This window comes from Pseudomonas sp., from assembly GCF_030698175.1.
GTDB lineage: Bacteria > Pseudomonadota > Gammaproteobacteria > Pseudomonadales > Pseudomonadaceae > Aquipseudomonas.
The window spans coordinates 1-25280 of the sequence record NZ_JAUYNT010000024.1; the positions used below are offsets into that span (position 1 = coordinate 1).

Below are 25280 nucleotides of genomic sequence, written 5' to 3' on the forward strand. Positions count from 1 at the left end.
ATCCCGAACTCAGTAGTGAAACGATTCATCGCCGATGGTAGTGTGGGGTTTCCCCATGTGAGAGTAGGTCATCGTCAAGCTTAAACACCAAACCCCTGATCATCGTAAGATGGTCGGGGGTTTGTCTTTGCGCGCAGAAAAATTACTAAATTTCATTTTCCGCAGGCAGAATGTGCGCCCACACCTTACGGCTTTTTTGAGTGTTATCTGATGGCTGATTCAGTGGGACTACAGCAAGTAGCGGATCTGCCGCTCGAGGAGTTGGTGGGCTGCCATGAATGCGACATGCTGTTACGTAAGCCGCAGCTGGCCGCGGGTGATCGGGCTGAATGTCCGCGCTGTGGCTTTGTGCTGTATAGCCATAATCATAAGGTTATCCGTCGCAGTCTTGCGCTAGTTCTTGCCGCCTTGTTGCTGTATGTGCCGGCAAATTTCTTACCAATTATGCAGATCAATGTTCTTGGGCAAAGCTCCGAAGATACAATCTGGAGCGGCGTGCTGAGTTTGTATGATGCTGGCGGTCTGCTTAAAAGCATTGCGCTGGTGGTATTTCTTTGCAGTATGGTTATTCCGCTGATTAAGCTATTAATCCAGTTTCTGGTGCTGTTAAGTATCTGCCTGAATGTTGGTCGTGGTTGTGGGTTGTTGTTATATCGCATGTATCACCATCTGCGGGAGTGGGGCATGCTTGAGGTTTATTTGATGGGGATTTTAGTTTCCATTGTTAAACTTATTGATATTGCTTCGCCGACCCTAGATTTTGGATTGGCGTGCTTTGTCGCTTTGTTATTAGTGCAGGTGTGGTTGGAGGTGACTATGGAGCCGCATCAAATTTGGGAAGCCCTGTCTGGGAAGGACTCGCATGCGGGCCATTGATGCGGGGATCTTGATCTGCGTGGAGTGCCATCAGTTAAATCGGCAAATACCGGATAGCGTTGGCCAGGACTGTACGCGCTGTGGTGCGCGTGTGCACGCCAGACGCACCGACAGCCTGCGGCGAACTTGGGCATTACTGGTGACTGCTGCGCTGATGTATATCCCGGCTAACTTTTTACCGATTATGACGGTGTACTCGCTGGGTAAAGGGCAGCCGGACACCATCATGTCGGGGGTTATTGAACTTATCCATTACGATATGGTGCCCATTGCTCTGATAGTTTTCGTGGCCAGTATCTTGGTGCCGACTTTTAAATTGGTAGGTCTAACTTTGTTGCTCTATTCAGTGGAGCGACATCAACCCTTGTCGGCGCGCCAGCGCGGTTGGATGTATCGTTTTATTGAGTGGATCGGCCGCTGGTCAATGCTGGATATTTTCGTTATTACAATTTTAGTGACATTGGTTAATTTTGGCAGTCTTGCCAGCATTGAGGCTGGGTTTGGTGCCGTGGCATTTTGCAGTGTGGTGGTGTTGACTATGCTGGCCGCTGTAACATTTGACCCTCGATTAATTTGGGATAACACGGAGTCCGACAGCGATCATGAGTGATATACCTATGGCTAAGACTCGCCCTGCGTCTAACTGGTCGGCAATTTGGGTGCTGCCGTTGGTGGCCTTATTGATCGGCGCTTGGCTTGGTTGGCAGGCGTATCAAAAGGCGGGTATCGAAATAAAAATAGCGTTTTCTACTGCTGATGGCATTCAGGTGGGTAAAACTGAATTTTCATATAAGGGCATGACTATCGGCAAGGTCATCTCCATGGACTTTGCTATGGATGGCAAAGACAAGGGCGTGATAGCCACGCTTGAAGTGGACAAGCGTGTTGAGCCGTATCTGCGTACGCATACACGTTTTTGGTTGGTAAAACCCAGTGTCAGTCTGGCAGGTATCACCGGTTTGGAAACTTTGGTTTCTGGAAATTACATAACCGCAAGCCCAGGTGATGGTGAGCCGACGCGTGAATTTGTTGCGCTCAATGATGTACCCCCCCTAGCCGAAAGTACTCCAGGTTTGCACATTACGCTTAAGTCGGAGCGCCTTGGCTCGCTTAATCGCGATAGTCCAGTTTTTTATAAGCAGATTCAAGTCGGTCGGGTTCGCAGTTATGCGCTGGCCGAGGATAGTAAAAACGTAAATATTAAAGTTTTTATCGAGCCGGAATATGCTGCGTTAGTTCGTAAACATACGCGCTTTTGGAATTCGAGTGGGGTGACTGTCGATGCCTCGCTTAGCGGTATTAAAGTGCGCACTGAATCGTTGGCTAGTATCGTCGCCGGCGGGATTTCTTTTGCCACACCCGAGAATCGTGGGGACAGCCCGCCGACCGATCCGAGTCTGCCGTTTCGCTTGTATAACGACTTCGAGGAGGCGCAGTCCGGTTTCAAAGTGGTGGTTAATTTTCCAAGCTATGACGGGTTAAGCGCCGGTAGCACGCCGGTTATGTTTAATGGTGTGCAAGTTGGATTGTTAAAAAAGCTTAAGGTTAGTGATGATCTGGTTAGTGCTAACACCGAATTATTAATGGATCCGCTGGCTGAAGATTATATGACCGAGGGGGCTGAATTTTGGCTGGTTAAGCCATCGATCTCGCTCGGCGGTATCTCCGGTATCGAGGCGCTGGTTAAGGGCAATTACATTGCCATCCGTCCAGGTGCAAAAATCGCTCGCAGCAAGCGTGAGTTCATTGCATTGGCCAAGCCTCCCGCCATGGACTTAAACGCGCCAGGCCTGCACTTGGTTTTAATCAGTAGCAAACTTGCCTCGCTGTCGGTGGGCAGTCCGGTATTGTTTCGACAAATGAAAGTTGGCGCAGTGCAAAGTTATCGGCTCTCGGCCGATAGTAAACAAGTGCTGCTGGGCGTGCATATTGACCCTGAGTTTTCCGGGCTGATAAACAGTTCCACGCGCTTTTGGAATGCCAGCGGTGTCACCTTAACGGGCGGTTTGTCAGGTATCGAAGTTAAGAGTGAGTCGTTGCAGAGCTTACTGGTTGGCGGCATAACCTTTGAAACACCAGATGCTAAAGCAGCTTCACCTAAGGGTCGTTTACCGCAATTCAATCTATTTGCGGATCGTGATAAGGCCTTGGAAAAAGGTGTTGAAGTAACTATTCAGGTCGGCAGCGGTGATGGCTTGAATGTGGGTACGCCAATTCGCTTTAAAGGCATTGATGTCGGCAAAGTTGATGAGGTTGAACTGACCGATGATCTCAAGTCGGTCATCTTGCATGCGCGCATATTTAAAGCTGCTGATCGCATTGCACGCAAGGGCAGTCAGTTCTGGGTGGTCAAGCCCGAGGTGAGTTTGGTCCGTTTGGCTAATCTGGACACCTTGGTAACTGGCCAGTACCTGGATGTGCAGCCCGCTCCGGTTGGAGCCGCCGCGCAAACAAGCTTTATCGCGCAATCGCAAGCCCCCACCACAGCCAGTAGCCCTTCGCAGCAGGGCTTGAAGCTGGTGTTGAGCACGCCGACCCGCGGCTCGATCAAGCCCGGCGTGTTGATCAGTTATCGTGAAATTCCGGTGGGTAAAGTATTGGATTACGAGCTTGGACCCACTTCCGATTTGGTCTTGTTGCATGTATTGATTGACCCGCGTTATGCCGCCTTAGTGCACAGCGGTACGAAGTTTTGGAATACCAGTGGGGTCAGCGTCGATGCAGGTTTGTTCAAAGGGGTAAAGCTGCGCACCGATTCGCTGGAGTCGATGCTTGAAGGCGGCATTTCCTTCGCCACCCCGGATGTTCCGCTGATGGGAAATCCTGCGCGCCCTGGGCAAACCTTTATGCTTAACGCCGAGCCTAAGGATGAGTGGCTGCAGTGGTCACCGAAGATTGCGCTGGGTAAGTAGCGCCACTTAAACAACTAAGGCCGCGAATGCGGCCTTAGTTGTTTATGGCGGTTGAATAATCGGTCCGCTGCACTCTCAGGCCGGAGTGGCGTCCGCCGCAGTTGCGCTAGGCGCGCTGCTGGCTTGCTCGCGCTGGCGGATATATTTCCAGTCCGCTTCATCCAGATAGATTCCCTGCGGTCCGCTGCCAGCCTCCAAGTCAATCGCCACATGGGCGGAGACCTGCGGTTTAACGCTGGCCAGGATCGGCACGAAGCCCAGTTGCAGGCTGGTTTCCAGCAGCGCTTGTTGATTGCGCTCGTCGATGTCTGCCGCCTCGTCGAGGTAGTAAGGCAGGCGAATCTGTCCGGCGCGTTCGCGGTCCATCAGGTGCAGCAACAGGTACATGTTGGTCAGTGCCTTGATGGTCATGGTGGTGCCGTTGGAGGCCGCGCCGTCGATGTCGGTGTGCACCACAGGCGCGCCGCCGACCTTAGTAATCTCGAAGGCTAGCTCGAACAAATCTTTAAGCCCTAGTTGGTTGTGATTGGCGGCTACTAGACGGGCCAGATATTCCTTGGCCTCTTCGTTGCGCGAGTCCTGTTCGACCGATTGGGTCAGATCGAACACCGAGAGGGTTTCTCCTTCTTCGTACTGACCGGCGCTGTGGATGATCTGGTCGATATGCTTGAGGGCGTCCTTGTTCGGCGCCAATACGATGCGAAAGCTTGCCAGGTTGGAGACCTGACGCTTGTTGATCTCGCGGTTGAACAGCGCCAGTTGGTGTTCGAGATTGTCGTAGTCGCTGCGGATATTGCGCAGGGTGCGGGCGATGTCAGTGACCGCAGCACGGCGGGCCTTGGCCAGGGTAATGGCTTCGTCCTGGCAATGGGCGTAGGCGTTGATCAGCAGTTGCAGGCGCCGTTCGACATCGTCTTCGTTGTCGAATTTGGCCACGCCTTTTAAGCGTACCTGGGCGTACAGCGCTTCGATTTGGCCGTCTATGCGTTGCAGGCCTTGCCAGCTGTCCTGATAGTCGTTCAGCAGCGGCAGCAGGTTGTCGAGGGAATCGTCGACCGGGTCGAGAAAGGGCGCGCCGAAGGGCAGATTGGTGGGCAGCAACTGGCGACGACGCAGCGCGTCTTCCAGGGTGCGTTCCTTGGCTTCGAGGTCGGCGAGTTGTCGGCCGACCAGTTGCAGTTTGGCCGACAGTTGTTGCACGCGCTCGGTGAAGGCATCGCTGCTGCGCTTGAGCTGATCCTGGGCCGCCTCCAGCAGTGCCAGTTGTTCGAGTTTGTCTGCCTCCTCGACGCTCAGGGTCTGGCTGCGACGATAGTCTTCGAGATTCTTCTGCGCCTGTAATACGTCCTGATAAAACTGCTCGGCTTGCACCTTGCTGGTGGTGCGGTCGGCGGCCACCGCTTGTTGGATCTTGAGCTGTTTGAGTTCTTTGTCCAGGCGCTGTTTTTGATCGCGCAGCGCGGCTCGGTCGGCCAAGGCTTGCAGCGCTGGTGGCTCGATGTGCGAGAGGTCGATCGACAGGCCGGGGGCGACAAACTGCTCGCCTTTAAAGCCATCCAGCACCTGGCTGAGGGATTGTACCCAGGCGTCGCCGTCATCCAGCTGAATGCCTTTTTCGCCCAGCGGCAGGCTGAACAACGCACCATTGAACAGCCGCATCAGGCGCTCTACGTCTTGCTGGGTAAACTCTTCGCGCAGCCGGGCGTAGCTGTTGTTGTCGGCATGTTCGAGCTGTTGTTTTACCGATTTAAGGCGCTTCTCCAGCTCGTGCAAGCGCTGGTCGAGGTCCTCGCTGCTGAATTGGCGTGATTGCGCCAGGGCGCCGGCCAGCTCGTCGTGAGCATCTTTGACGGCCAGCAATTGCTGCTCAAGCGGGTGGGCGTCGCTGAGTAGGGCAAAGCGATTATTAAGCACCGCCAATTCGCCCAGCCAGCGTTGCAGCTCGCTGATCTCGCGTTCCAGACGCATCAGCTCATTGGTGCCGGCGCGTTGTTCATGTTGCAGGCCGTCCTGCTGGGCGCGGTAATGCTCATGCTGGATGATCAATTCTTCGCGGCGCGCACCGCTGTAGTCTTGCCAGGCGCCGAGCAGGTTATCCAGTAATGGCGAGAGTCGATGTAGCTTGCCGCGCAGCAGTTCGCGCTGCGCCACGCCGGCAGTCAAGGCCTGGATTAACGGGCCGGCGGCGACCAGGGCCTGGTAGTCCTGCTCCATGCGCCGCACATCGCGGAAGGCCTCTTCGCAGGCGGCAATGTAGTCGACGCTGCCCGAGCGCAGGCTGTGCTCGAAGGCATCAATGAACAATTGCTTGAGTTTGGCCGCGGTGATTTCGCGCATGTGCAGCAGGTTGATAAACAAGGCACGGAAGGTTTTCAGGCTTTGCTCATTGGTGGAGCGCAACGGAATCAGCGTCAGGTCCAGTGGGATCGAGGTGTGACCGCCGACCAGCAGGCGCCGCAGTTCGTCGGGCTTCACTTCGTAGGCCTTGATCTGCTCGCGCTCAAGGTTGGCGAACAGTTCACGCTGGCGCAGGCAGGTGCCGTTTTTCTGGTAGTGGGCCAGGTCCAGCTCGCCGGCATAGACGAAAAACTGGTGACCAAAACCGCCGCCCGGCCCGCGCCCGGCCACTCCGATCACGTGGGGGCCGTGGGGCAGTGCCACTTCCACCAGGATGTAGCTGGTATCGCTGGCGAAGTAGAACTTGCGCGACTGTTCCAGGCTGTACTTGCCAAAACTCATGTCCGACATGCGCGCCAAAATCGGGAACTGCAGCGCGTTGATCGCCGCGCTCTTGCCCAGGTTGTTGGCGCCATACACCGACAGCGGGTGTTCCAGCGGGAATAGGCCGAGGCTGTAACCGGCGGTATTCAGGAGGGCGAAGCGGCGGATGCCGTAGCGTTGCTGAGTCATGCGTCAAGCTCCTGCTCTTCGGCGATGGCGCGGGCCATGGCTTGCTGTTCCGTTTCTGCTGCGGTGTCGGTGCCAGTTTCATCGAGAGTGTCGATCTCGATAATCTCCTCGCCGCTGTCGTCATCCAGCAAGTGCGGACTGGGCAGCTCGATACTTGCGAGCGGCAGGGCGCTGTGCAGGCTGGCGGCTAGGTCGCGGTCTTGTTGTACCGACAGGCAGACATCGAGGAAGCGGTGCATCGGCGGCAGAAAGCGGTAGACGCCGTTGTCTTCACTGGCAAAACCGAGCTGGGTCATACGCCGCATGACTTTCTCTTCCAGCTCGTCTTGGGTTTGCACTTCGGCTTGCAGAAACAGCTCGCGGTATTTCTCCAGCAGCGGCGGTAACTCATCCCTGCCGAGGCTGCCACCGTCGAGCACCGCCAGCGGATCGCGGCCTTGGTCGGCCAGGTGCTCGACGATGATAAAGGTGAACAGCGCCAGGCGTTGCGCGGTCTTGTTGACCTGGGCGCCGATTTGCTCGGGGACGAAGTAATAGAAGCCGCGAGGGTCGCATACCAGCTCGAAACCCAGGGCTTTGAACAGTGCGCGGTAAGCGTCTTGCAGGTTCGACAGTTGACTGTACAGCTCGGCATCGCGGCGGCTGACATGGTAGCCCTTGAACAGCTCGCGAAAGATCGGCGCCAGCAGGCTCAGCTCAGAAAGGTCAAGATTCATCGGGTAATTATTCCTGCAGGTGTAGGCGTGCTGTGGCTTTTGGACAGGGCGTAAGAGCTCAGGCTGACTTGATGTTCGCTGGTCAGGTAGTCGCGCCGGCTCAGGCGTTCACGCTGGAAGCGGCTGTCGCGGGATAGCCGCGAGAACCAATAGAGCAGCTCATCGGTGGCGCCCTCAGGTTCTTGCTCCAGCAACCAGAGCATCAGGTCGGGCATCGGCAGGGCATTGGCGCAGCGCTCGAGCATCTCGCGGGCGGTGTGCGGGGCTTGTGTGGGTTTGCCGCCGCGCGGGCCGCTGGATTTGGGGAACTGCGCCGGTTTTGGCTCGAAACGGGCCAGCGCGTAGACATAGGCCTCAACCTGCGAGGCAGTGCCGAGGAAGGCGCTTTGTGGCCGAGTAAACAACGGCAGCGAGGCTTGCGGCACGGCGTCCAGCCCCTTGCGGCGGATGGCGGCCAGCGCCAGGGCCGCGCCACGGGTCACGGCGTTGTGCCGGCGCGCCTCTTCGCGCAGCGGCAACAGCAACACGCGGGCGCGGCGCAAGGTCAGCTGGGCGCTGGTCTGCATCTCGAGGATGCGCGCATGGGTGCGCAGCAGCAGGTCGTCATCCACCAACTGGCCGAGGCGTTGTTGCTCGCTGAGCAGGCGCAGGAGCACCTGCTCGACCCGCTGCACGCCTTGCTCGAAGGCGCCGTCGGCGGCCACCAGTTGGATCATCGGTTCGACGTATTCGTCCCAGGTCGCCAGCACCTCGGCATAACGCTGACGCAGCGGGATTTGCCGGTCACTGGTCTTGGCCCGCTCGGCGACGCCGACCAGCGCCTGTTCGTCATTGGTGAGTTTCTTTAAAACATCCCGCACGCGCATATCGAGCAGGCGCAGCTGGCGGGCTAGGTCATGACTGTCGCGGTTTTCGAAGGCGTCCTGGATGTAACTGGCCAGCCGCTCGAGATGGCGCAGATAGGCCTCGATCTCCAGGCACAGGCCGAGGCGGTGCTCGCGGCGCAGGTAGGCGAGAAAGTCATGGATCTGCGCATTCAGCTCGAAGCGATTCGGGCTCTTGGCCACCGGCACCAAGATGTCCAGGCGAATCCACTGGTCGAGCAGGGCGGTGATATCGGTCGCTGAGCCCTCGACCAGCTGATTGCCAAGCTGCTTGCGCAAATCGCTGAGGCTCAGCGTGCCCTGATCGAAGCGCTCACACAGCGGTTCAAGCAGGCTCCAGTGTTCGGCAAGGGCACGTAACACGCGCTTGGGGTCGATCATCGCTAAAACGGTCTCGCAGAGGGCTGAAACACACAAAGGCGCTGATTGTACTGTATGGGCCGCTAAATTCAGCAGTTGCCGGCCGGGCTTTGTCGCCTTGGCGGGCTGGGTGACACAGGTGTTACGCCGCTGGGGTGATGGGTAACGCCTGCGCGCAATTGTTTGTGAGGCGAAGGCCGGGAGCCTTGGTTTTCTCGACTATGGGTTGGGCGTTTCTGGCGCGGCGGTCCCTATAGTGGCTACATGCGAGGAGTCGTCACTTTCCGGCTCGCGATCCTTTAAGGAATTTCTTATGCGTGCATCTTCGCGGTTATGTTTTCGCGCTTTGACCCTGCTGGCTGCCGGCGTGCTGGCCGGCGCGGCGCAAGCGCGCATGGAACCGATGAATGATGGCGAGTTGGCGGCGGTGTCCGGCCAGGGCTTTCTTAACCTAAATGCCGAGAGCAATGCTGGGATCGATTACACCCGGATCAATCTGGGCTTGAAGGTCGAAACCCAGATGAATATGAACAAGCTGCAGCTTGGGCTTTACCCGCGTGCGGGCGAGGCGGCAAATTCCGCTGACATATTGATCAATAACTTTGCCTTGGGTAGCGTGAATGATGCAACTGGGACAATTAATCCATTCATGATTAATGACCCCTTTATCGAAATGGCCTATTCGGGCAATAAAATTGTCGGGCTGCGGGTTGGCTTTGCCGAGTCCAAGGGCACCTTGTCGGGGGATATCAAGAACCTGACGGGGAGCGTGCCGGTTCACATTAAGGGCACGGCACAACCGATTTATGACGCAGCGCCCTGGTATACCGATGCTTTGTTGGGGCTGGCCGGGGTGTATCCCTCCAGCCTCATGGAGGCCGATGCCGAGTTGGTGAATGGTTCGGGTAATCTAGATCCTGTGCGAGCCACTATGTCAGGCATGCCAAATGGCAGCAAACTCAATTGCACCAGCGGCTGTTTGGGTGGTTTGACCAATGCACTTTTGGGCCTGTTTACCTCGCAGAACTGCGCCGTTTCGGGGGTTAATACCTGCTTTCCTTTGACCAATTTCCAGTCCTTGCCGGTTGGCAATTCGGCCATTGTGGATAACCCAGGCACCGCGACTATCGAGGGGGCGGCTAAAGGCTTCTTTATCTCCATGCAAACCCAGGCGGTAGCGTGGAAAGATCTAGACAGCAACACCTACAAGACCGCCCTGGCCGGCGCTTATCTGAATATTCCCAAGTTCAAAGATGCCAACGGCAATTTGGTGGCGCCTATCACTATCGACTTTGATCAGGCCTTTGGTGGCATTCCGCGGGTTGATACCTGCCTGGGTACGCCGGATCGGGGGTGCTAGTTATGGGTAAATTATTGCCGTTATTAGGGTTGCTCGGTATCGCCAGCGTGCAGGCCGAGATGGTGGCCATGGAAGACGGCGAACTGTCTGCGGTGCAAGGTGCCGGTATCGGCATAGTGCTGGAGCAAGTGCTGATGGATGCCAGCCAAGCCACCATCACCATCAACGACATCACCAATGCCAGTGGCCAGAACGTGCCGATCTCGGTCAAAGAGTTTTATCTCGGCGCGACCGGCAGTAATAAAGGTGCGATTCTCAATCCGGTCACCATTGGACGCCTCAATCACCCCTTCACGCTCAATTTGGCCAAAGGCGAAGAGTTGCGCAGTTTGCGTGATGACGGCCAGTTCGTGCAGACCACTCCGAGCAATTTGGCGGTACTTGAGTTTGCCTTTCCCGAGCGCTTGGCCACGGGTGGCAATGCCTGTATTTCAGGTTTTGCTGCGGCAGGCAGCAACTGTTCGAGTCGCGCCGCAGAAAAAGTCGATATGGGCGTGCGGTTCGATTTTAACGTGGTGCCGGGTGGGCGCACCGACATTATCAATGTGGATATCACCGAGCTGGCGATGGATGGTTCCTACCTGCGCATGTGGGGGGATGGTGCGCGGGCTCAGTTGGTTGGTGAAGCGCGGCTGAATATCTTTGCCAAAACTATCGACATCATGTCCTGCGCTGCCGGTACTACTAATTGCACCTCGGCCGCCGAACAGGCGGCGCGCAGTATTTACCTGACCAATGCCTACGCCAACGTTTCGCTGGGCTATGGCAAAACCCAACCCTTGCTGCTGGATGTCATCAGTAATGGCCAGTTTGTGCTTGAACTGTCTAACCCGGTTCTGGCTGCTGGGGTGAACCCACTGAGTCCTGGGGCGGGTGCGGTTGATACCCGCAGTGGCGTCGGCAAGACCCGCGCCGAGGATTTTTACGCCAATGCCCCGCGCACCAATATCGTGGTGGATAGCCTCAACTTTGGCGGTACTCGTCCGGGTGCCGGTCAGGCCCCAACGGGCGGTTACGACTTTGGCAGCAATGAAATTCGCGGCCTCAGCTTCAACTACTTAAAGGCCACCAGCCATGATCTGTAAGCGTCTTGTGTTGGGTTTTTTGGCCCTGTTGGCAGGCTCTGCCCAGGCCGAACTGCAGCCACTGGCGGACGCCTCGCTGAGTGATGTGAGCGGTCAGGGCGGGGTGTATTTGTCCGGTGAGTTCAGTATTAACAAGGATGGTGGGCCGCTCTGGAGTACGCCTGCCACCACCAATGCCGCGAGCTGGACTGTGGGTGAGCGCAGTTGCGCCACCAAGGGTTCGAGCACGCCGGAAAGCTGCGGCCTGCGGGTGGCGATTCGCTCCGAGCAAAATGGTGGTTGGTATGTGCTGGATAACATCAAAGGTATCTTCAGCTTCGAGGGGCTGACCCTGCGCACGCGGGTGATTAACAGTGGTTTTGCCGGAGATGGCGTCGGTTTTAATCAGGATGTGCTGGAGTTCGGGCTGCCTAATGAGGTCAAGTTTAAGCAGGCCAGTTTCGCGGTCGCGGTCGCGAGCAAGGGCGAGTGGCGCAACAATGCCGTTGGAGCGGCAAGCCGCGACGCTACCTTCCAGCAGACCAATCTGTTCTCGGCCAAGATCGACGGCACCATCCGCATGCAGGGCAATGTTCTGGTGTTTCCAACCAATTGAGGGCTGGCTGATGCGTAGTTACTGGCTGTGGTTGCCCCTGGTTCTGAGCCCCTTGGCGCAAGCGATGCAGGTGTTGGATGACGTGTCGTTGGCGGGAGTGTCTGGCCAAAACGGCATCAGCATGGAAACCACTGGTGGTGGTTGGTCGGCGGCCAGCGTCAATTACAGCCAGGATGGTCAGACCCTGAGTGTCAAAGGAGTCAGCAGCCGGCCACAAAGCGGCGCCTCGGTTTCCACCACCAGCATCGACGTAGTCGGTGATCAGCTACAGATTGAGCACAGTGCCAGCCCCTCGGTATTCAGTGTCGAGAACATCGAAATGGCCGGCAGTGGCAAAAGCTTCGGCAGCTTTCGGGCCTTCTATACCTTGGGCGCCAGCCTGAAATTAAAAGGCGGTGGAGCCAGCGGCGTCAGTGGTTTTGCGGTCGGTGACAGCAAGCTGTCGCTCACCGATGTGACCTTCTACTACCGCGACAATGGCTTCGACTTGATCGTTAAGGGTGCCTCCTTTGACACCTATTTGAATAATGCTTACATCGACATTGTGGGCGGCGGCAGCGCTAACGCAGTTAAGTTGGATCTAGGCACTTCGCGCCTGGTGGCCAACATTGCCGGCATCGGCCTGGACCTTGCCCACGGTGACCCAGTGCCTGGGGTGCTGGCGACGCCCGGTGCGCCAGACACGCGCGATGCCAATGCCAGTCGCAGCTTCGGCAAGCTCAATATGGACCTGCGCCTGGGCGGCAGCATCAGTATCGGCAGCGGTGGCGCCAGTGGCGAAGGCTTGCGCATCACGCCGAATATCAGCATCGCTAACAGCCTGTTTCAGTATCAGGATGAGGGTGTGCTGCGCGCCGAGAACTTCGCCGGCACGCTCAGCAGTACCTCGGGTTTGAGCATCGATTTGGAGCAGGATGGCGTCGGTAGCTACGCCAAGGTGGCTTTTCAAGACCTCAAGATTAACGCCACGCTGGGCGGCTTGATTATTGGTAATCCGACCAATCAAAAACTCGGCAGCCTGGCGTTTGATTTAAATTTTATCGACCAGGGCGCCAAGCAAAACTGGCTCAAATTACGTGCCGGTGGCGATCCAAACTCAGGTCTCAAGGGCGTCACTACCGATCTGAGTTGGAACCTGGCCAACAGCTCGGTATCGCTGACCGATAACGGCAGCAGCATTTACTTCAGTGGTTTGCGCACCAACGGCACGGGGCAGTTCAGTTTCGACTTGACCAAGAGTTGCGCCGCAGGCGTTAGCACCAGCTGTTACGCCGGCAGCCAGAGCGACATGAGTAAAGGCAACTACAACGGTCACTTCGATGGCCTGCGCTTTGGCCTGAATAACGTCAAAGGCAGCTACAGCTTCGACGGCTTGCGGGTCGGCAGTGCAGCCTCGCCACTGCAGGGAGGCACCGAGCTGCTGGTGCTGATGGAGGTCTTCCCGGCGTACGACTTCACCCTCAATGGTCAGCTGACCATTCGGCCGGGCGGCAGTGTCGGCGACGGGCTGCGCTATAACGCTGACTTCTTGGTGACCGAGGGCAACGCGGCGCTGACGGTGGACGAAAATGGCAAAGGCCTGTGGTTGTCGGGCACCAGTTACGACATGCATTTTCGCGACGGCTCGCTGGATGTCAGCAATAACGGCATCGAGCTGCGCAAAGGCACCTATTGGTCGAAGCTGGATGTCTCCGATGTGCGCTGGGGTGATCGCACTGCCGGTGTCAGCCTGGGCCGCATAGTGCTCAAGCGTTACGAGCAAGGCTCAACCTTGACGCTCAGCTCGGGTGGTGCCGGTGCGCTTTGCGTCGGTGCCAGTGGCGCCAGCTCGAGTGTCTGTAGCGCTGCCGGTGGCCGCTGGGAAGATCGCGGCAATGAAGGGGTGACGGTCAAGTTGAAGAACGTGTTTGTCAAAGACACCAGCACAGTGGCCAATAACCAGGTGTCGAGCAACGAGAAGCGCAATCAGCTGATCGTTGAAACTGATCGCAGCACGGATGCCAACGGCAAAGCCATTAACGGCACGGGCAGCCAGCTGGTGCTGGATAATTTTTATACCTCTGATGGTAACCCGAGCAATCCGGACGCCAACACCTACGGCGTGAATGCCGACCTCAACCTGGACGTTGCGCCAACCCGAGTGAAGCTCAAGACCGGCGCCAATGCGGGCACTTATGTAACTCCAGACCCGCTGGGCTTTGCGGTGAATGGGCGCATTCACTTCAAGGAAATTAACGTCGAGCGCCTGCAGAACGTCCATCCAACTGGCGGCGCGGTCACTGCGATGTACGGCATCAAGGCGCAGAACGCCGATATTCGCGCCAACCTGACCGCCACACCGATCAACTAGCGCTTATCCGCCGGTGTGGGTGAATCCAAGCGCTGTTGAGCTTGGATTCACCCGTGCGGGGCCGCTAAACGCCGATATTTCGCTGTTTCCTCGCCGTAGCGCAGCTCTGCACCTTCGCGGGCCTTTGCGCCTGTCGCGATTCAAGCCACAATTAACCCCTCTATTTGGTGCGTGCTCTGTATCCGGCGCGCAGCCCTCGGTTTGTAGGTTGATTGCCGCGGCGGCGGGCCCGTCAGGAGTTGGTTATGAGCAGCAATGATCGCGTCATTATTTTCGACACCACCTTGCGCGATGGCGAGCAGAGCCCCGGCGCCTCGATGACCAAGGAAGAAAAACTGCGCATCGCCAAGGCTCTTGAGCGGATGCGCGTGGACGTGATCGAAGCCGGTTTTGCGATTGCCAGCCAGGGTGATTTTGAGGCGGTCAAAGTGATCGCTGACACCATCAAAGACAGCGTGGTCTGCAGCTTGTCGCGCGCCCTGGATGGCGATATCGAGCGCGCCGCCGAGGCCCTCAAGGGCGCCAATGCCGGGCGGATTCACACCTTTATCGCCACCAGCCCGATCCATATGCAGTACAAGTTGCGCATGCAGCCCGAGCAGGTGATCGAGCAGGCGGTGCATGCGGTCAAGCACGCGCGCAACCTGTGCGGCGATGTGGAGTTCTCTTGCGAGGATGCCGGTCGCTCGGAGCTCGACTTTCTCTGCCGCATCATTGAAGCCGCCATCGATGCGGGCGCGCGCACCATCAACATCCCCGATACGGTCGGTTACGCCATTCCGCACCAGTTCGCCGAAACCTTCCGGCAGTTGCTCACTCGCATCCCGAATGCCGACAAAGCGGTGTTCTCAGTGCATTGCCATAACGATCTCGGCTTGGCGGTGGCCAACTCACTGGCGGCGGTGGTCGCCGGTGCGCGCCAGGTGGAATGCACCATCAATGGCTTGGGTGAGCGTGCCGGCAACGCCGCGCTGGAAGAGGTGGTGATGGCGATCAAAACCCGCCAAGACCTGTTGGGGGTTTATACCAATATCGACACCCCGCATATTCTCAGTACTTCGCGGATGGTCTCCGGGATCACCGGTTTCCCGGTGCAGCCGAACAAGGCCATAGTCGGCATCAATGCCTTCGCCCATGAGTCGGGCATCCATCAGGACGGCGTGCTCAAGCATCGCGAAACCTACGAAATCATGTCCGCCGAATCGGTCGGTTGGAATGCCAACAAAATGGTCATGGGCAAGCACTCGGGGCGCGCCGCCTTTCGTTCCAAGCTGGATGAACTGGGCATAGTGCTGGCCGGTGAGAGCGAATTGAACGCCGCCTTTGCGCGCTTCAAAGACCTGGCCGACAAGAAGCACGAGATCTTCGACGAAGACTTGCAAGCGCTGGTGTCCGATACCCTCGCCATCGAGGCACCAGAGCACTTCAAACTGGTGTGCCTGGAAGTGGCGTCGAAAACCGGCGAAGTGCCCCAGGCCAAGGTGGTGCTCAGTGTTGACGGCGGCGAGCAAAACGCCGAAGCGACCGGCTCGGGTCCGGTGGACGCGACCTTCAAGGCCATCGAGTCCATCGCCGAGTCGCAGGCCATCTTGCAGCTCTACTCGGTGAATGCCATCACCCAGGGCACCGACTCGCAAGGTGAGGTGACGGTGCGGCTGGAGAAGGGCGGGCGCATCGTTAATGGCAACGGTGCCGATACCGACATCTTAGTCGCCTCGGCCAAGGCCTATATCAATGCGCTCAATCTGATGCAGGCCAGTGCTGCCAAGGCGCACCCGCAGGTAGCGGAGCTTTGATCGACGAACTTCGTCGGCGCGCCTATCTCAGCGCCATGCAGGTGGTCAGCTGGCTGCCACGGCAGGTCTTGCCCTTTGCCGCGCCGGCCCGGCCCGAGTGGTTGCCGCCGGCGCCGGTCGAGCTGGCGCCCGAGCCACAGACGCGCCCCGTAGCACAGTCGACTCCCGCAGCGGCGGCGCCGATTGAGGCGCCGCGGCCACGGGTCGAAGTGCCACGGCCACAAGCCACGCCACGAGCAGCCAGCGTGGCCGAGCCGGCGCCAAGCGAAGCGGCAGAACCTGCGCCCAAAGCCCTGCCGCCACCGCGTTTTAGTCTGCAACTACTGCGCGCCGGCAGCTGCGCGCTGCTGGTCGAGTTGCCCACCGGCGAGGCCTTTACTCGGCGCGATCCGGCCTACTTGCTGCTGAAGGATTTACTGCGTGCCGCCGGCCTGCCGGACGCGCCGCAAGTAATAGGTGAGCCGGTGCGCTGGCCGCTGCTGGCGCGCGGCAGCCTGGATCAAGGCCCGCACGCGGCGCTGGAATATGTGCAAAGTTATGTCGCCGCACAGCTCGAGCAGCAAGAGCGTTGCGCCTGTTTGTGGCTGCTGGGTTTGCCCGCCGTGCGTTATGCCGGCGAGGCGGATGAGGCGGCCTATAACCGTGAGCTACAAATTGACGGGCTGGGCGCGGCCTGGGCTTTGCCTGGGCTGGAGCTGCTGATGGATGAACCGCAACGTAAAGCCGAACTCTGGCAGAGCATGCGCCGGCTAATGCCGCGCTGGCACACTGCTGCCGTGGAAAACCATTGAATGACTGATGCTATTAGCTTTCGCCGCATGACCCTGAATGATCTGGATGCAGTGCTGGAAATCGAGTTTGCCGCCTACAGCCACCCTTGGACACGGGGCATCTTTACCGACAGCCTCAACTCCTATGAATGCTGGTTGATGTTTGACGGCACCCAGCAGGTTGGCCACGGTGTGATCAACCTGATCATCGATGAAGCCCATTTGCTCAACCTCACCATCAAACCGCAAAGCCAGGGCCAGGGTTTTGGCTATTTGTTGTTGGAGCGCTTGATGCAGCGCTCGCTGGAACTCAAGGCCGGCGAGTGCTTTCTGGAAGTGCGCGCCAGCAATCAGACCGCCTACCGCCTGTACGAGCGCTACGGCTTCAACGAAATCGGCCGCCGCCGCGATTACTACCCGGCCGTCGGTGGCAATGAAGACGCGCTGGTGATGGCCTGCACCTTGTTTGATTAAAAGGTTTTTTACCCGGCGCATTAGGCTTACTTAAGATTGATTTTGTAGGGTGGGCTTTAGCCCACCGTTGCTTGGTAAAGGGCTTGGTGGGCTAAAGCCCACCCTACGCTTTGCGTTCAACACTTAACGGGTACAGCGCCTTACTTAACTTGGAGTGCCACGGATGCACTATCAAACTTATGGCGATCCTGATGGGCGGCCAGTGTTTTATTTTCACGGCATCCCAGGCGCTCCCGCCGAGGCCGCTTGGCTGGCGGCTGCGGCGCAGGCCAATGGTTTACGCATCGTGGCACTTGAGCGCGACAGCCTCGCCCCGAGCTTGCAGGGCGAAGCCTATCTGGCCGAGCTAGCGGCCGCTGTGGTGCGCCTGGCCGGCGAGCAGCCCGTGCACCTGTTGGGTTTTTCGATTGGCGCCAGTCTGGCCTTGCGCGTGGCCGCACAGCTGCCCAAGCCTGCCGCCGGTATTTGGCTGGTGTCGGCCGCCGCGCCCTTGGAGTGGCCGGATTCTTGGCAAGGCATGGGGGCGGGGCGCTACACCTTCGCCTTGGCGCAAAACTACCCTCGGCTGTTTAAGCTGCTGTCGGTTTATCAAGGCTGGCTGGCCCGGCATTTTACCGGCCTGCTGTTGCGCAGCTTGTTTCAGGGCGCACGCGGAGTGGATGCCCAGCTGCTGACGCAAACGCCGCTGCGTGAACAGCTGATGGAGGTTCAGCGTCAGTGTTTCGCGCGCGGTGCCGGCGCCTATGTGCGCGATGTGCAGTGTTATGTCGAACCTTGGGCCACGAGTTTGGCGCAGGTGCAGGGGCCAGTGCAGCTATGGCACGGCGATCAAGACAACTGGGCGCCGGTCAGCATGGCCCAGGCGCTGCTTGCTCAGTTTGGCCCGCAAATCCAATTGCATTGGCTGGCCGGGCGCTCGCACTACAGTTGCCTGCTGGATGCCGCGCAGCCGCTGTGCCAGCAGCTGGCGGCCAGTTGTCGTAACTGATCGTGGCCGCGCAACGGCGGCTGTCCGGGCTCGGCTGTGACCTCGGCCAAGTCGACCTTGTCAAAGCCCTTGCACTGTCCGTATGGTGCGCAGCGAGTTCTAGGGAGCATGTGCGATGAACGATTTACAACACCTGTTCGAGAATAACGAGCGCTGGGCCGAGGCGATTAAAGAAGAAGATCCGACTTTTTTCGAAAAGCTCGCGCAGCAGCAAGTGCCGGAATATTTGTGGATCGGTTGCTCCGATGCGCGGGTGCCAGCCAATGAAATTGTCGGCTTGTTGCCGGGCGATTTGTTCGTCCACCGCAACGTCGCCAACGTGGTGCTACACACCGACCTCAACTGCCTGTCGGTGATCCAGTACGCGGTAGACGTGCTCAAGGTTAAGCACATTCTGGTCACCGGCCACTACGGTTGCGGTGGTGTACGGGCGGCCATGCAGGACACCCAGTTCGGATTGATCGACGGCTGGCTGCGGACCATTCGTGACCTCTATTACGAGCAGCGCGAGCACTTGGCGCAATTCACCGATGAAGAGGAGCGGGTCGACCGCCTCTGCGAGTTGAACGTGATTCATCAGGTCGCCAACGTCAGCCACACCACCATCGTGCAGAACGCTTGGCATCGCGGACAGCCACTGTCGGTGCATGGCTGCATCTACGGCATCAAAGATGGCCGCTGGAAAAACCTCAACGTCAGCGTCAGTGGTCTCGAGCAACTGCCGCCGCACTACCGCCTGCGTCCGCTCGGTTTGAGCTGATGCCGCCGGCTACGGGGGCGGCCGCCGGGCATGCTGAGCCGTCCGCCGCGCCGCCGAGACTCTGCGTAATCGCCGGCGACGGCATCGGCCCTGAAGTAGTGCCGGTCGCCGTCGAGGTGCTGGCCAAGCTACTACCAGCGCTGCAAGTGACTGAAGCCGAGGCCGGTTGGGATTGTTTTCAGCGCCACGGCTGCGCGGTACCGGCGGCCACACTGGCGAGCATGGGTGCCTGCGGCGCCGGCCTGTTCGGTGCGGTGTCTTCACCCAGCCGCTCGGTAGCGGGATATCGCAGCGCCATTCTGACCTTGCGGCAGAGCCTGGGGCTTAACGTCAATCTGCGCCCGGTGCGCAGTTGGCCGTGTGTATCGCCGCAGGCCGGGGTCGATATGCTGATCCTGCGCGAGAACAGCGAAGGCCTCTACAGCGGCCGCGAGCACTGGGAAAGCGACGGTGTGGCCATCGCCGAGCGGGTCATCAGTCGCCAAGCCTGCGAACGCCTGGCCGCCTGCGCGGTGCAGATCGCCGCCGCGCGTAACAGCCGCCGAATCACCCTAGTCCACAAAGCCAATGTGCTGCCCCTCACCTGCGGGTTGTTTCGCGACAGTTGCCGCGCAGTGCTGGAGGCCGCCGGTTACGCCGCCGTGCTTGATGAGCGCCTGGTCGACGTGGCCGCCTTGCAACTGGTGCAAAGCCCGCAGGCGTTCGACCTGATAGTCACCAGCAACCTGTTCGGCGACATCCTTTCCGATTTGGCCTGCCACTGGAGTGGCGGCCTCGGCTTGGCGCCCTCGCTGAATTGGGGCTCGGGCTTGGCCCTGGCCGAACCGGTGCACGGCAGCGCGCCAGACATCGCCGGCAGCGGGCGCGCCAATCCATTGGCCGCCATCCTCAGCGTGGTCTTGCTGCTGCGCTACCACTGGCAGCAACCGCTGTTGGCCGAACGCATCGAACAGGCCGTGAGCGACTTTCTCGAACAAGAGGGGCGGATAGACTTCGGCTGCGAGACCACTCGCGTTATCGGCCAGGGCATACTGACCCGGCTTTAATCTCTGCCAATCGGGCTATGCACGCGTTTGGCGTTGCCAGTGCTTAGGTAGCATTCCTTATGACGTTACCGCGAGAATTCCTGTGACCGAGCTTACAAATCCGCCCGCCAAACCATCCCGTGCGGCATTCCATCAGCAACACCAAGCCCGCGCCGAGGCCGAAGCGCAGCGTTTGCTGGCCGCCAAGCAGCGATTGGGTGGGCGTTGGCTGGCCTGGGTTGCCAGCGAGCTTTACGCGCTGAGCCCGGCGCCCTTTGCGCAAATGGTCAGGCGTGAGCTGGAGCGCTTGAGTCAGTAAGCCTTTAGCTAAGGCTCTGTACCCGTTACGCGTTGAAGGCCGAAAATCTTTCTCGAGAGGGGATTAGCCTTGGTACTTGTGCGATCTGCACCGACCAATCGCGGATAAATCCGCTCCTACAGGAGGGGGGCAGTCGATGAAGTTGTTGCAGGTGCCGGGTTTGTGTAGGAACGGATTTATCCGCGAAACAAGCGTGGCACCTGCAATCCGGCAGGGTCACAACCGTTCTCTTTCCTGCATTTATCCGGGTCACAAACTAGAAATTACGGGACTTGTGCTTTGCAACCAATAACTGGGACATAGCTTTTAACCCTTGGCGCCACCGGTAGCGGCGCTCGCTAAAGCTTTACTTCGCCGCGCCGGCCTTCTTCACCGCCGCCAGCCAATCGGGGTTCAGCCGGTACTGCTCGGTATTCATTGCCAGCGCCGTCATGCACTCCTTGTGTTGCTCGCTTTCGCGCACGACCTGATTGAGGGCGCTGGAGTTGCCGTCCAGCTGGTGCATCTGCGTCAGCCCCAGATGATAAAAACGCAGCAGCTGCATGGCCGCCGGGTCGCGGGCCAGCACGCCGGCGCTGACGTGGTGCATCACGTTGGTAATGCTCATCAGGCTGCGCTTGAGTTGCCAGCCGTAGACGGCGCTGGCCATCCAAGGCTGCGACCAGAATTTAAACCGCACCAGCGCCACGCTCAGCAGCAGCGCGACAATAACCCCGGCCAGATTTAAGCGAAAATTATCGCCACCCGGTTCGCCGAACAGCAGCACCGCAAGGGTCGACAGCAGCATGGCCAGCAGCGCGAAGCTCAGGGCGATGATCAGCGTGCTGCGGCGGGTTTGCTGGCGGTAGGTTTCAGGATTCAACGGCTTGATCTCGAACATCACAGCGCAGGACTCCGTGGTTAAGTAGGTAGCAGGCGTGCGGCGTATTATCACCCGGAGCAATCCGCGCAGACAGGCTTAACTTCACCTGCGCCAAGGGGCAGTCCTGGCTTTGCCGTGCGGCGCTGCTCGGTGGCGAGACGCAGCGCAACGCAGTCTTGGGCATGTAGCGATCATGATGTGCATGGGCCAGGTGCAGCTGGCGCCTGATCATTGGGCGGCGGCGCTTAGGCTTTCAGCTTTGCCTCGGTGCGGGCATGCTAGGTTCACCGTGCAGTACTGGCGACAGCGCGCTGCTGGCGTTTGCCGCCCTGAGAGATGGTTGAGCTATTTATCCTGCGCGAGAGGTTTGCTCTCGCTGAGAAACGCTATGAACTCGACTCGTCATCGGCTCTGGGCTGGTTGGTTTTGCCTCGGTAGTTGCGCCGCGCCCACCGCGCAAGCGGCAGAGCGCGTGGTTTTATACGGCGATGAAAGCTATCGACCTTACAGCTTTGTCGAGAACGGCGAGTTCAAAGGCATCTACGTGGATATCTTGACCAAAGCTGCCGAGCGGATGAAACCCGAGTATGTGATCGACTTGCTGCCAGCCCCCTGGAAGCGCGGCTTGCTATACGTCGAGCGGGGCTCGGGCTTTGGCCTGTTTCCGCCGGGCCTCAAGAAGGAGCGGGGCTATATCCAGCAGTACTCAGTGCCGCTGTACCGCGAGACGGTGGTGGTGTTTTGCACCGACAAGGTGATGCGGAGCAATCCTCAACAGTTCCCCGCAGACTTTGCCGGGCTGGTGATGGGCATCAACAATGGCTTTCTATTGTCGGATCGCCTGATGCAAGCCGCGCAGCGCGGTATCGTCAAACTCGAAGAAGCCAAGGACAACGACTCAAACCTAAAGAAACTCGCCCTGGGCCGGATCGACTGTTACGTCAGTGATCGAGGCGCCGCGCTTTACTCGGCAAAGCAACTGCGCAGTACCGAAAGCGGCTTCAACCTGGAGTTGCACGAGGCCGCAGTGTTGTCCAATGAAGATACCTTTATCGGCTACAGCGCCAAGGCCAGCCCGCCGTACAAGTTTGATTTCATCAATAAAATGGACGCCGTCTTAACTGAGATGAAAAACAGCGGGGAAGTTGAAGCAATCATCACGGGTTATTTTCGCTAGCGCATCGGTGCCGCCTTCTCCTGGTAGATACGGATGCCGGTTGACGGCATCGCTGTCTAGGTTATGATTAAGCAGCGTTAACGCTTAACGTTAAGGATTAAAAAGTGATCATCAGCTTTAAATGTGATGAAACAAGGTCTCTGTTTGAGGCTGGCGATTCCCGGCGCTGGAATGGCGTTTTAAGGGTGGCTACAAGAAAGCTGTTGATGCTGCACGCTGCTGTCGAGCTACGCGACTTGCGATCACCACCGGGCAACCGGCTGGAACAATTGCAGGGCAGCCGAGTCGGCCAGTGCAGCATCAGGATTAACGATCAATGGCGGATCTGCTTTGTATGGACGCAAGCCGGCCCCACTGATGTTGAAATTGTCGATTACCACTAAGGAGGCTGCACCATGATGACTAACGGTATGCGCCCAATCCATCCGGGCGAAGTGCTGCGCGAAGAGTTCTTAGAGCCGCTGGGGATTACTCCGGCTGCGCTTGCCCGTGCCCTGAATGTGTCGGCACCGACCATCAACGATATTGTCCGTGAGCGGCGGGGGGTTACGGCTGATGTGGCTATCCGCCTTGCGCGCTACTTCGACACCTCGGCGCAATTTTGGATGAACCTGCAAATGGAATATTCCCTCGCCATCACGCTGGCTAGCAGTGGCGAAGAGATCGAGCACGAGATTCAACCGCTGGCGGCTTGCGGCTGATTAAATCCGTGGAGGAGTTATGGCAAGTATCACTATCCGCAAGCTCGATAAAAGCCTTAAAGAGCGTCTACGAACTCAGGCGGCTAGTCATGGTCGTTCAATTGAGGAGGAGGCGCGAGTGATCATCTGTCGTGCGTTGACTCGGTCTGAGCCATGCGGGCTTGGTAGTTGTATCCACACTCGCTTTGCGCGGGTGGGCGGTGTTGAGCTTGATCCGCAGGCGCTTCGCTCTACGGATCTCGCCGGTAGTCGGGCAGTCACTCGGTAATCACTACTCCAGAAACGACAAAGGCCTAGCCGAAGGTAAGCCTTTGTTTGGTAGGGTCGCAACGAGTGGACTTGAACCACCGACCCCAGCATTATGCGTCGCCTGAGGCGAACCTCGCAGGGCCAGTGAAAGCCCTAGAGTGAGCCTTTCAGTCATGTATAAGCCTCGCTAACACTCTCCTTTCCTGAAAAAGCTGTCCATGTAGTCACTACGGTCTTTACGTGACCTATTGCTCACTGTAACTTGCGCCGTCGGCTATTTTTTTGCCGACGAACGGCACAGGGAAGCAGCAGGGATGGCTAGGCGTCGTAAAACATCGGCTTTTGATGATTTGATCCATATAGCCAGCCGCCTGCCTTGGTGGCTGAGCCTGCTGATCGCTTTCGCAACTTGGTTCTGGCTGCATTCCTACGCGACCAGCCCGCCTCCGGTTGTTACTGCTGATCCTAAGCAAATTAGCCAGTTAATGGTCGGCAGTGCTTTTCGCAGCTTCGCGATGGTTCTTCAGTTTGTGCTTCCCGCCGCGTTTGTACTTGGTGCAATCGGCTCTGTGCTTGCCGGTGCAAAACGGCGCACATTAATCGTCGATGTCGCCAGCGCAACCAAGCCCGGTAAAACCATTGAGGGGATTAGCTGGCAGCAATTTGAGCAGCTAACGGGCGAAGCATTTCGTCGTCAGGGTTTTACCGTTACTGAAACCGGCGGCAATGGCCCGGATGGCGGCATTGACCTGATCCTGCACAAAGATCGCGAAAAATACCTCGTGCAATGCAAACAGTGGCGCTCACTTAAAGTCGGCGTCACGGTCATTCGTGAGTTCTTTGGTGTGATTGCGGCCGAAGGGGCTGTCGGTGGCTTTGTCGTGACCTCGGGGGCCTTTACTGCGGAGGCTAAAGCCTTTGCTAGCGGTCGCAATATTCGTCTTGTTGAGGGTGCCGAACTCAATCGCTGGATAACTGCATCTCGCGGTACGCAAAGCACGCCACCCGTTAGAACCCAGACTCAAATAAATCCAGTGCCGCTACAGCAGCTGTCTGTGCCTAGCTGCCCTGTGTGTCATTCGGGAATGCAAAAGCGCACAGCAAAGCGTGGGGCGAATGTTGGGAATGAGTTTTGGGGGTGTTCGCAATATCCAAAATGTCGTGGCGTTGTTCAAATCTGACTGTTGCCGGTAGAGCATAAATAAAGCTCTTCAAACTTTGGTCGTTAAAGCATTGTTTTTTCTAGCGTATTTTAAATGGGTGAAATTATGACAGTAAATTTTGAAGTTGTAATTAATACGCCGGTATATGAAGTGGATATGAAGGCTGGGTTGGATACGCTGCAAGGCGTGTCTGATGCTACTCGAATTATCGCTGAGACATTGGTGACTGGGAAGGTTCCGCAGAGGAAAACTTATAAAAGTGATGTAAGGACGACGTTGAAGAGAAGTTTTAAAGGTTCTTATGGTCATATTTTTAGCCTTGATATATCAGATGATGAGCTAAAAAAAGAATACAGAAAAATTGGAGCCTCAGCTTTTTCGGAGTTGATGTCCTACTTTATGAAAGAAGCCTTGTATTTAGAGACTGATGAGTTGTCAGAAAAGGCTCAGCGAGTGATTTTAAAAATCGAAAATTCTGTTGAGCTTTTGATTAAGCAATTAAGAATGTCTGCTATGGTGGATATTCATGAGATATCCACTAAATTTGATCATGATGTTGTTATTAACTACAGGAAAAGCCTTACGGAAAGAGTGCCGCTTGCCAAATTCGATAGAGCCACAGGGCTAGCTATAAAGGCAAAAAGAACTGATGAAAAGCTAAGTATCGTTGCTGCTATTAGGAGGTTTAATACTAATACTGGCAATGGGCGGCTGCAGTTGGAAGGAGGGGATGAGACAGTTGCATTTGGTTTTTCAACTCTATATAGGGATGTTGTGTTTGCCACGAAAAAGAAATTCTCAGAAAATCTCGATTATAATAACGGAATAAATATCGAGAGATGGAGGTATGTCGAGATTATCGCCTCCCCCATCAGGCTTCCTGATGAGAAAATTATAAAGTATGTCGTAAAAGGGTTTCATGATGACTAATAGGTATGTATGGAGTGC

General features: G+C 57.5%; 24 protein-coding genes. 20 read left to right on the forward strand and 4 right to left on the reverse strand.

Annotation, left to right across the window (positions count from 1 at the left end):
• Nucleotides 1-210: 210 nt before the first annotated feature.
• Genes Q8R10_RS12205 through Q8R10_RS12215 form a run of 3 tightly spaced genes read left to right on the forward strand, consistent with a single transcriptional unit; the run spans nucleotide 211 to nucleotide 3788 of the window.
• Nucleotides 211-876: a paraquat-inducible protein A gene (locus Q8R10_RS12205; protein WP_305654101.1), complete on the forward strand. Its 666-nt coding sequence runs from the start codon at nucleotides 211-213 to the stop codon at nucleotides 874-876.
• Nucleotides 863-1486 (forward strand): paraquat-inducible protein A, encoded by a 624-nt coding sequence (locus Q8R10_RS12210; protein WP_305654102.1) that lies wholly within the window; start codon nucleotides 863-865, stop codon nucleotides 1484-1486. The genes Q8R10_RS12205 and Q8R10_RS12210 overlap by 14 nt, the downstream gene beginning before the upstream one ends.
• Complete coding sequence (locus tag Q8R10_RS12215; protein ID WP_305654103.1) at nucleotides 1479-3788, forward strand: PqiB family protein; 2310 nt, start codon at nucleotides 1479-1481, stop codon at nucleotides 3786-3788. Before Q8R10_RS12210 ends, Q8R10_RS12215 begins: the two co-directional genes overlap by 8 nt.
• 75 nt (nucleotides 3789-3863) lie before the next feature.
• Here the strand turns inward: Q8R10_RS12215 and mksF are convergent, their stop codons facing one another.
• The 3 genes from mksF to mksB are packed head-to-tail and all read right to left on the reverse strand — an operon-like array spanning nucleotide 3864 to nucleotide 8679.
• Entirely contained in the window at nucleotides 3864-6698 is a 2835-nt protein-coding gene (gene mksF / locus Q8R10_RS12220; RefSeq protein WP_305654104.1) for an Mks condensin complex protein MksF, read from the reverse strand.
• Nucleotides 6695-7414: an Mks condensin complex protein MksE gene (gene mksE / locus Q8R10_RS12225; RefSeq protein ID WP_305654105.1), complete on the reverse strand. Its 720-nt coding sequence runs from the start codon at nucleotides 7412-7414 to the stop codon at nucleotides 6695-6697. The genes mksF and mksE overlap by 4 nt, the downstream gene beginning before the upstream one ends.
• Nucleotides 7411-8679 carry an Mks condensin complex protein MksB gene (gene mksB, locus Q8R10_RS12230; protein ID WP_305654106.1) on the reverse strand — a complete coding sequence of 423 codons (1269 nt, stop codon included), beginning with the start codon at nucleotides 8677-8679 and terminating at the stop codon, nucleotides 7411-7413. The genes mksE and mksB overlap by 4 nt, the downstream gene beginning before the upstream one ends.
• 292 nt (nucleotides 8680-8971) lie before the next feature.
• Between mksB and Q8R10_RS12235 the strand changes: the two genes are divergently transcribed.
• The 11 genes from Q8R10_RS12235 to Q8R10_RS12285 all read left to right on the forward strand — a co-directional run bounded on the left by Q8R10_RS12235 (nucleotide 8972) and on the right by Q8R10_RS12285 (nucleotide 20180).
• Nucleotides 8972-10018, forward strand: a complete 1047-nt coding sequence (locus tag Q8R10_RS12235) for a hypothetical protein (RefSeq protein WP_305654107.1) — start codon at nucleotides 8972-8974, stop codon at nucleotides 10016-10018.
• A 2-nt stretch (nucleotides 10019-10020) separates the two neighbouring features.
• Nucleotides 10021-11103, forward strand: a complete 1083-nt coding sequence (locus tag Q8R10_RS12240) for a hypothetical protein (RefSeq protein ID WP_305654108.1) — start codon at nucleotides 10021-10023, stop codon at nucleotides 11101-11103.
• Nucleotides 11093-11698: a DUF6160 family protein gene (locus Q8R10_RS12245; RefSeq protein ID WP_305654109.1), complete on the forward strand. Its 606-nt coding sequence runs from the start codon at nucleotides 11093-11095 to the stop codon at nucleotides 11696-11698. The genes Q8R10_RS12240 and Q8R10_RS12245 overlap by 11 nt, the downstream gene beginning before the upstream one ends.
• A 10-nt stretch (nucleotides 11699-11708) precedes the next feature.
• Nucleotides 11709-14048, forward strand: coding sequence for a DUF6160 family protein (locus Q8R10_RS12250; protein ID WP_305654110.1), 2340 nt, complete (start codon nucleotides 11709-11711; stop codon nucleotides 14046-14048).
• A 245-nt stretch (nucleotides 14049-14293) separates the two neighbouring features.
• Nucleotides 14294-15844, forward strand: a complete 1551-nt coding sequence (locus tag Q8R10_RS12255; RefSeq protein WP_305654111.1) for a 2-isopropylmalate synthase — start codon at nucleotides 14294-14296, stop codon at nucleotides 15842-15844.
• A complete protein-coding gene (locus Q8R10_RS12260) occupies nucleotides 15841-16635 on the forward strand; it encodes an energy transducer TonB (RefSeq protein ID WP_305654112.1) in 795 nt (264 codons plus the stop codon). Before Q8R10_RS12255 ends, Q8R10_RS12260 begins: the two co-directional genes overlap by 4 nt.
• Nucleotides 16636-17088 carry a ribosomal protein S18-alanine N-acetyltransferase gene (gene rimI / locus Q8R10_RS12265; protein WP_305654113.1) on the forward strand — a complete coding sequence of 151 codons (453 nt, stop codon included), beginning with the start codon at nucleotides 16636-16638 and terminating at the stop codon, nucleotides 17086-17088. It abuts the gene before it with no gap.
• 163 nt (nucleotides 17089-17251) lie between these two features.
• Nucleotides 17252-18076 (forward strand): alpha/beta fold hydrolase, encoded by an 825-nt coding sequence (locus Q8R10_RS12270; RefSeq protein ID WP_305654114.1) that lies wholly within the window; start codon nucleotides 17252-17254, stop codon nucleotides 18074-18076.
• 115 nt (nucleotides 18077-18191) lie between these two features.
• A complete protein-coding gene (can, locus tag Q8R10_RS12275; RefSeq protein WP_305654115.1) occupies nucleotides 18192-18836 on the forward strand; it encodes a carbonate dehydratase in 645 nt (214 codons plus the stop codon).
• Nucleotides 18836-19882: an isocitrate/isopropylmalate dehydrogenase family protein gene (locus Q8R10_RS12280; protein WP_305654116.1), complete on the forward strand. Its 1047-nt coding sequence runs from the start codon at nucleotides 18836-18838 to the stop codon at nucleotides 19880-19882. Before can ends, Q8R10_RS12280 begins: the two co-directional genes overlap by 1 nt.
• 82 nt (nucleotides 19883-19964) lie before the next feature.
• A complete protein-coding gene (locus tag Q8R10_RS12285) occupies nucleotides 19965-20180 on the forward strand; it encodes a hypothetical protein (protein WP_305654117.1) in 216 nt (71 codons plus the stop codon).
• 346 nt (nucleotides 20181-20526) lie between these two features.
• Here the strand turns inward: Q8R10_RS12285 and Q8R10_RS12290 are convergent, their stop codons facing one another.
• Complete coding sequence (locus Q8R10_RS12290) at nucleotides 20527-21060, reverse strand: DUF3087 domain-containing protein (protein ID WP_305654118.1); 534 nt, start codon at nucleotides 21058-21060, stop codon at nucleotides 20527-20529.
• Nucleotides 21061-21430: 370 nt separating this feature from the next.
• Here Q8R10_RS12290 and Q8R10_RS12295 point away from each other — a divergent pair, with 370 nt between their 5' ends.
• The 6 genes from Q8R10_RS12295 to Q8R10_RS12320 all read left to right on the forward strand — a co-directional run bounded on the left by Q8R10_RS12295 (nucleotide 21431) and on the right by Q8R10_RS12320 (nucleotide 25262).
• Complete coding sequence (locus Q8R10_RS12295; RefSeq protein WP_305654119.1) at nucleotides 21431-22219, forward strand: ABC transporter substrate-binding protein; 789 nt, start codon at nucleotides 21431-21433, stop codon at nucleotides 22217-22219.
• Between the two features lie 104 nt (nucleotides 22220-22323).
• Nucleotides 22324-22602 (forward strand): type II toxin-antitoxin system RelE/ParE family toxin, encoded by a 279-nt coding sequence (locus tag Q8R10_RS12300; RefSeq protein ID WP_305654120.1) that lies wholly within the window; start codon nucleotides 22324-22326, stop codon nucleotides 22600-22602.
• Between the two features lie 12 nt (nucleotides 22603-22614).
• Nucleotides 22615-22920 (forward strand): HigA family addiction module antitoxin, encoded by a 306-nt coding sequence (locus Q8R10_RS12305; protein WP_305654121.1) that lies wholly within the window; start codon nucleotides 22615-22617, stop codon nucleotides 22918-22920.
• A gap of 19 nt (nucleotides 22921-22939) precedes the next feature.
• On the forward strand, nucleotides 22940-23188 hold the full coding sequence (locus tag Q8R10_RS12310) for a plasmid stabilization protein (RefSeq protein WP_305654122.1): 249 nt from the start codon (nucleotides 22940-22942) through the stop codon (nucleotides 23186-23188).
• A gap of 295 nt (nucleotides 23189-23483) precedes the next feature.
• Nucleotides 23484-24350 (forward strand): restriction endonuclease, encoded by an 867-nt coding sequence (locus Q8R10_RS12315; protein ID WP_305654221.1) that lies wholly within the window; start codon nucleotides 23484-23486, stop codon nucleotides 24348-24350.
• 75 nt (nucleotides 24351-24425) lie between these two features.
• The gene (locus Q8R10_RS12320; RefSeq protein ID WP_305654123.1) at nucleotides 24426-25262 is read left to right on the forward strand and encodes a hypothetical protein; all 837 of its coding nucleotides are present in this window, start codon (nucleotides 24426-24428) and stop codon (nucleotides 25260-25262) included.
• The last annotated feature ends 18 nt before the right edge of the window (nucleotides 25263-25280 follow it).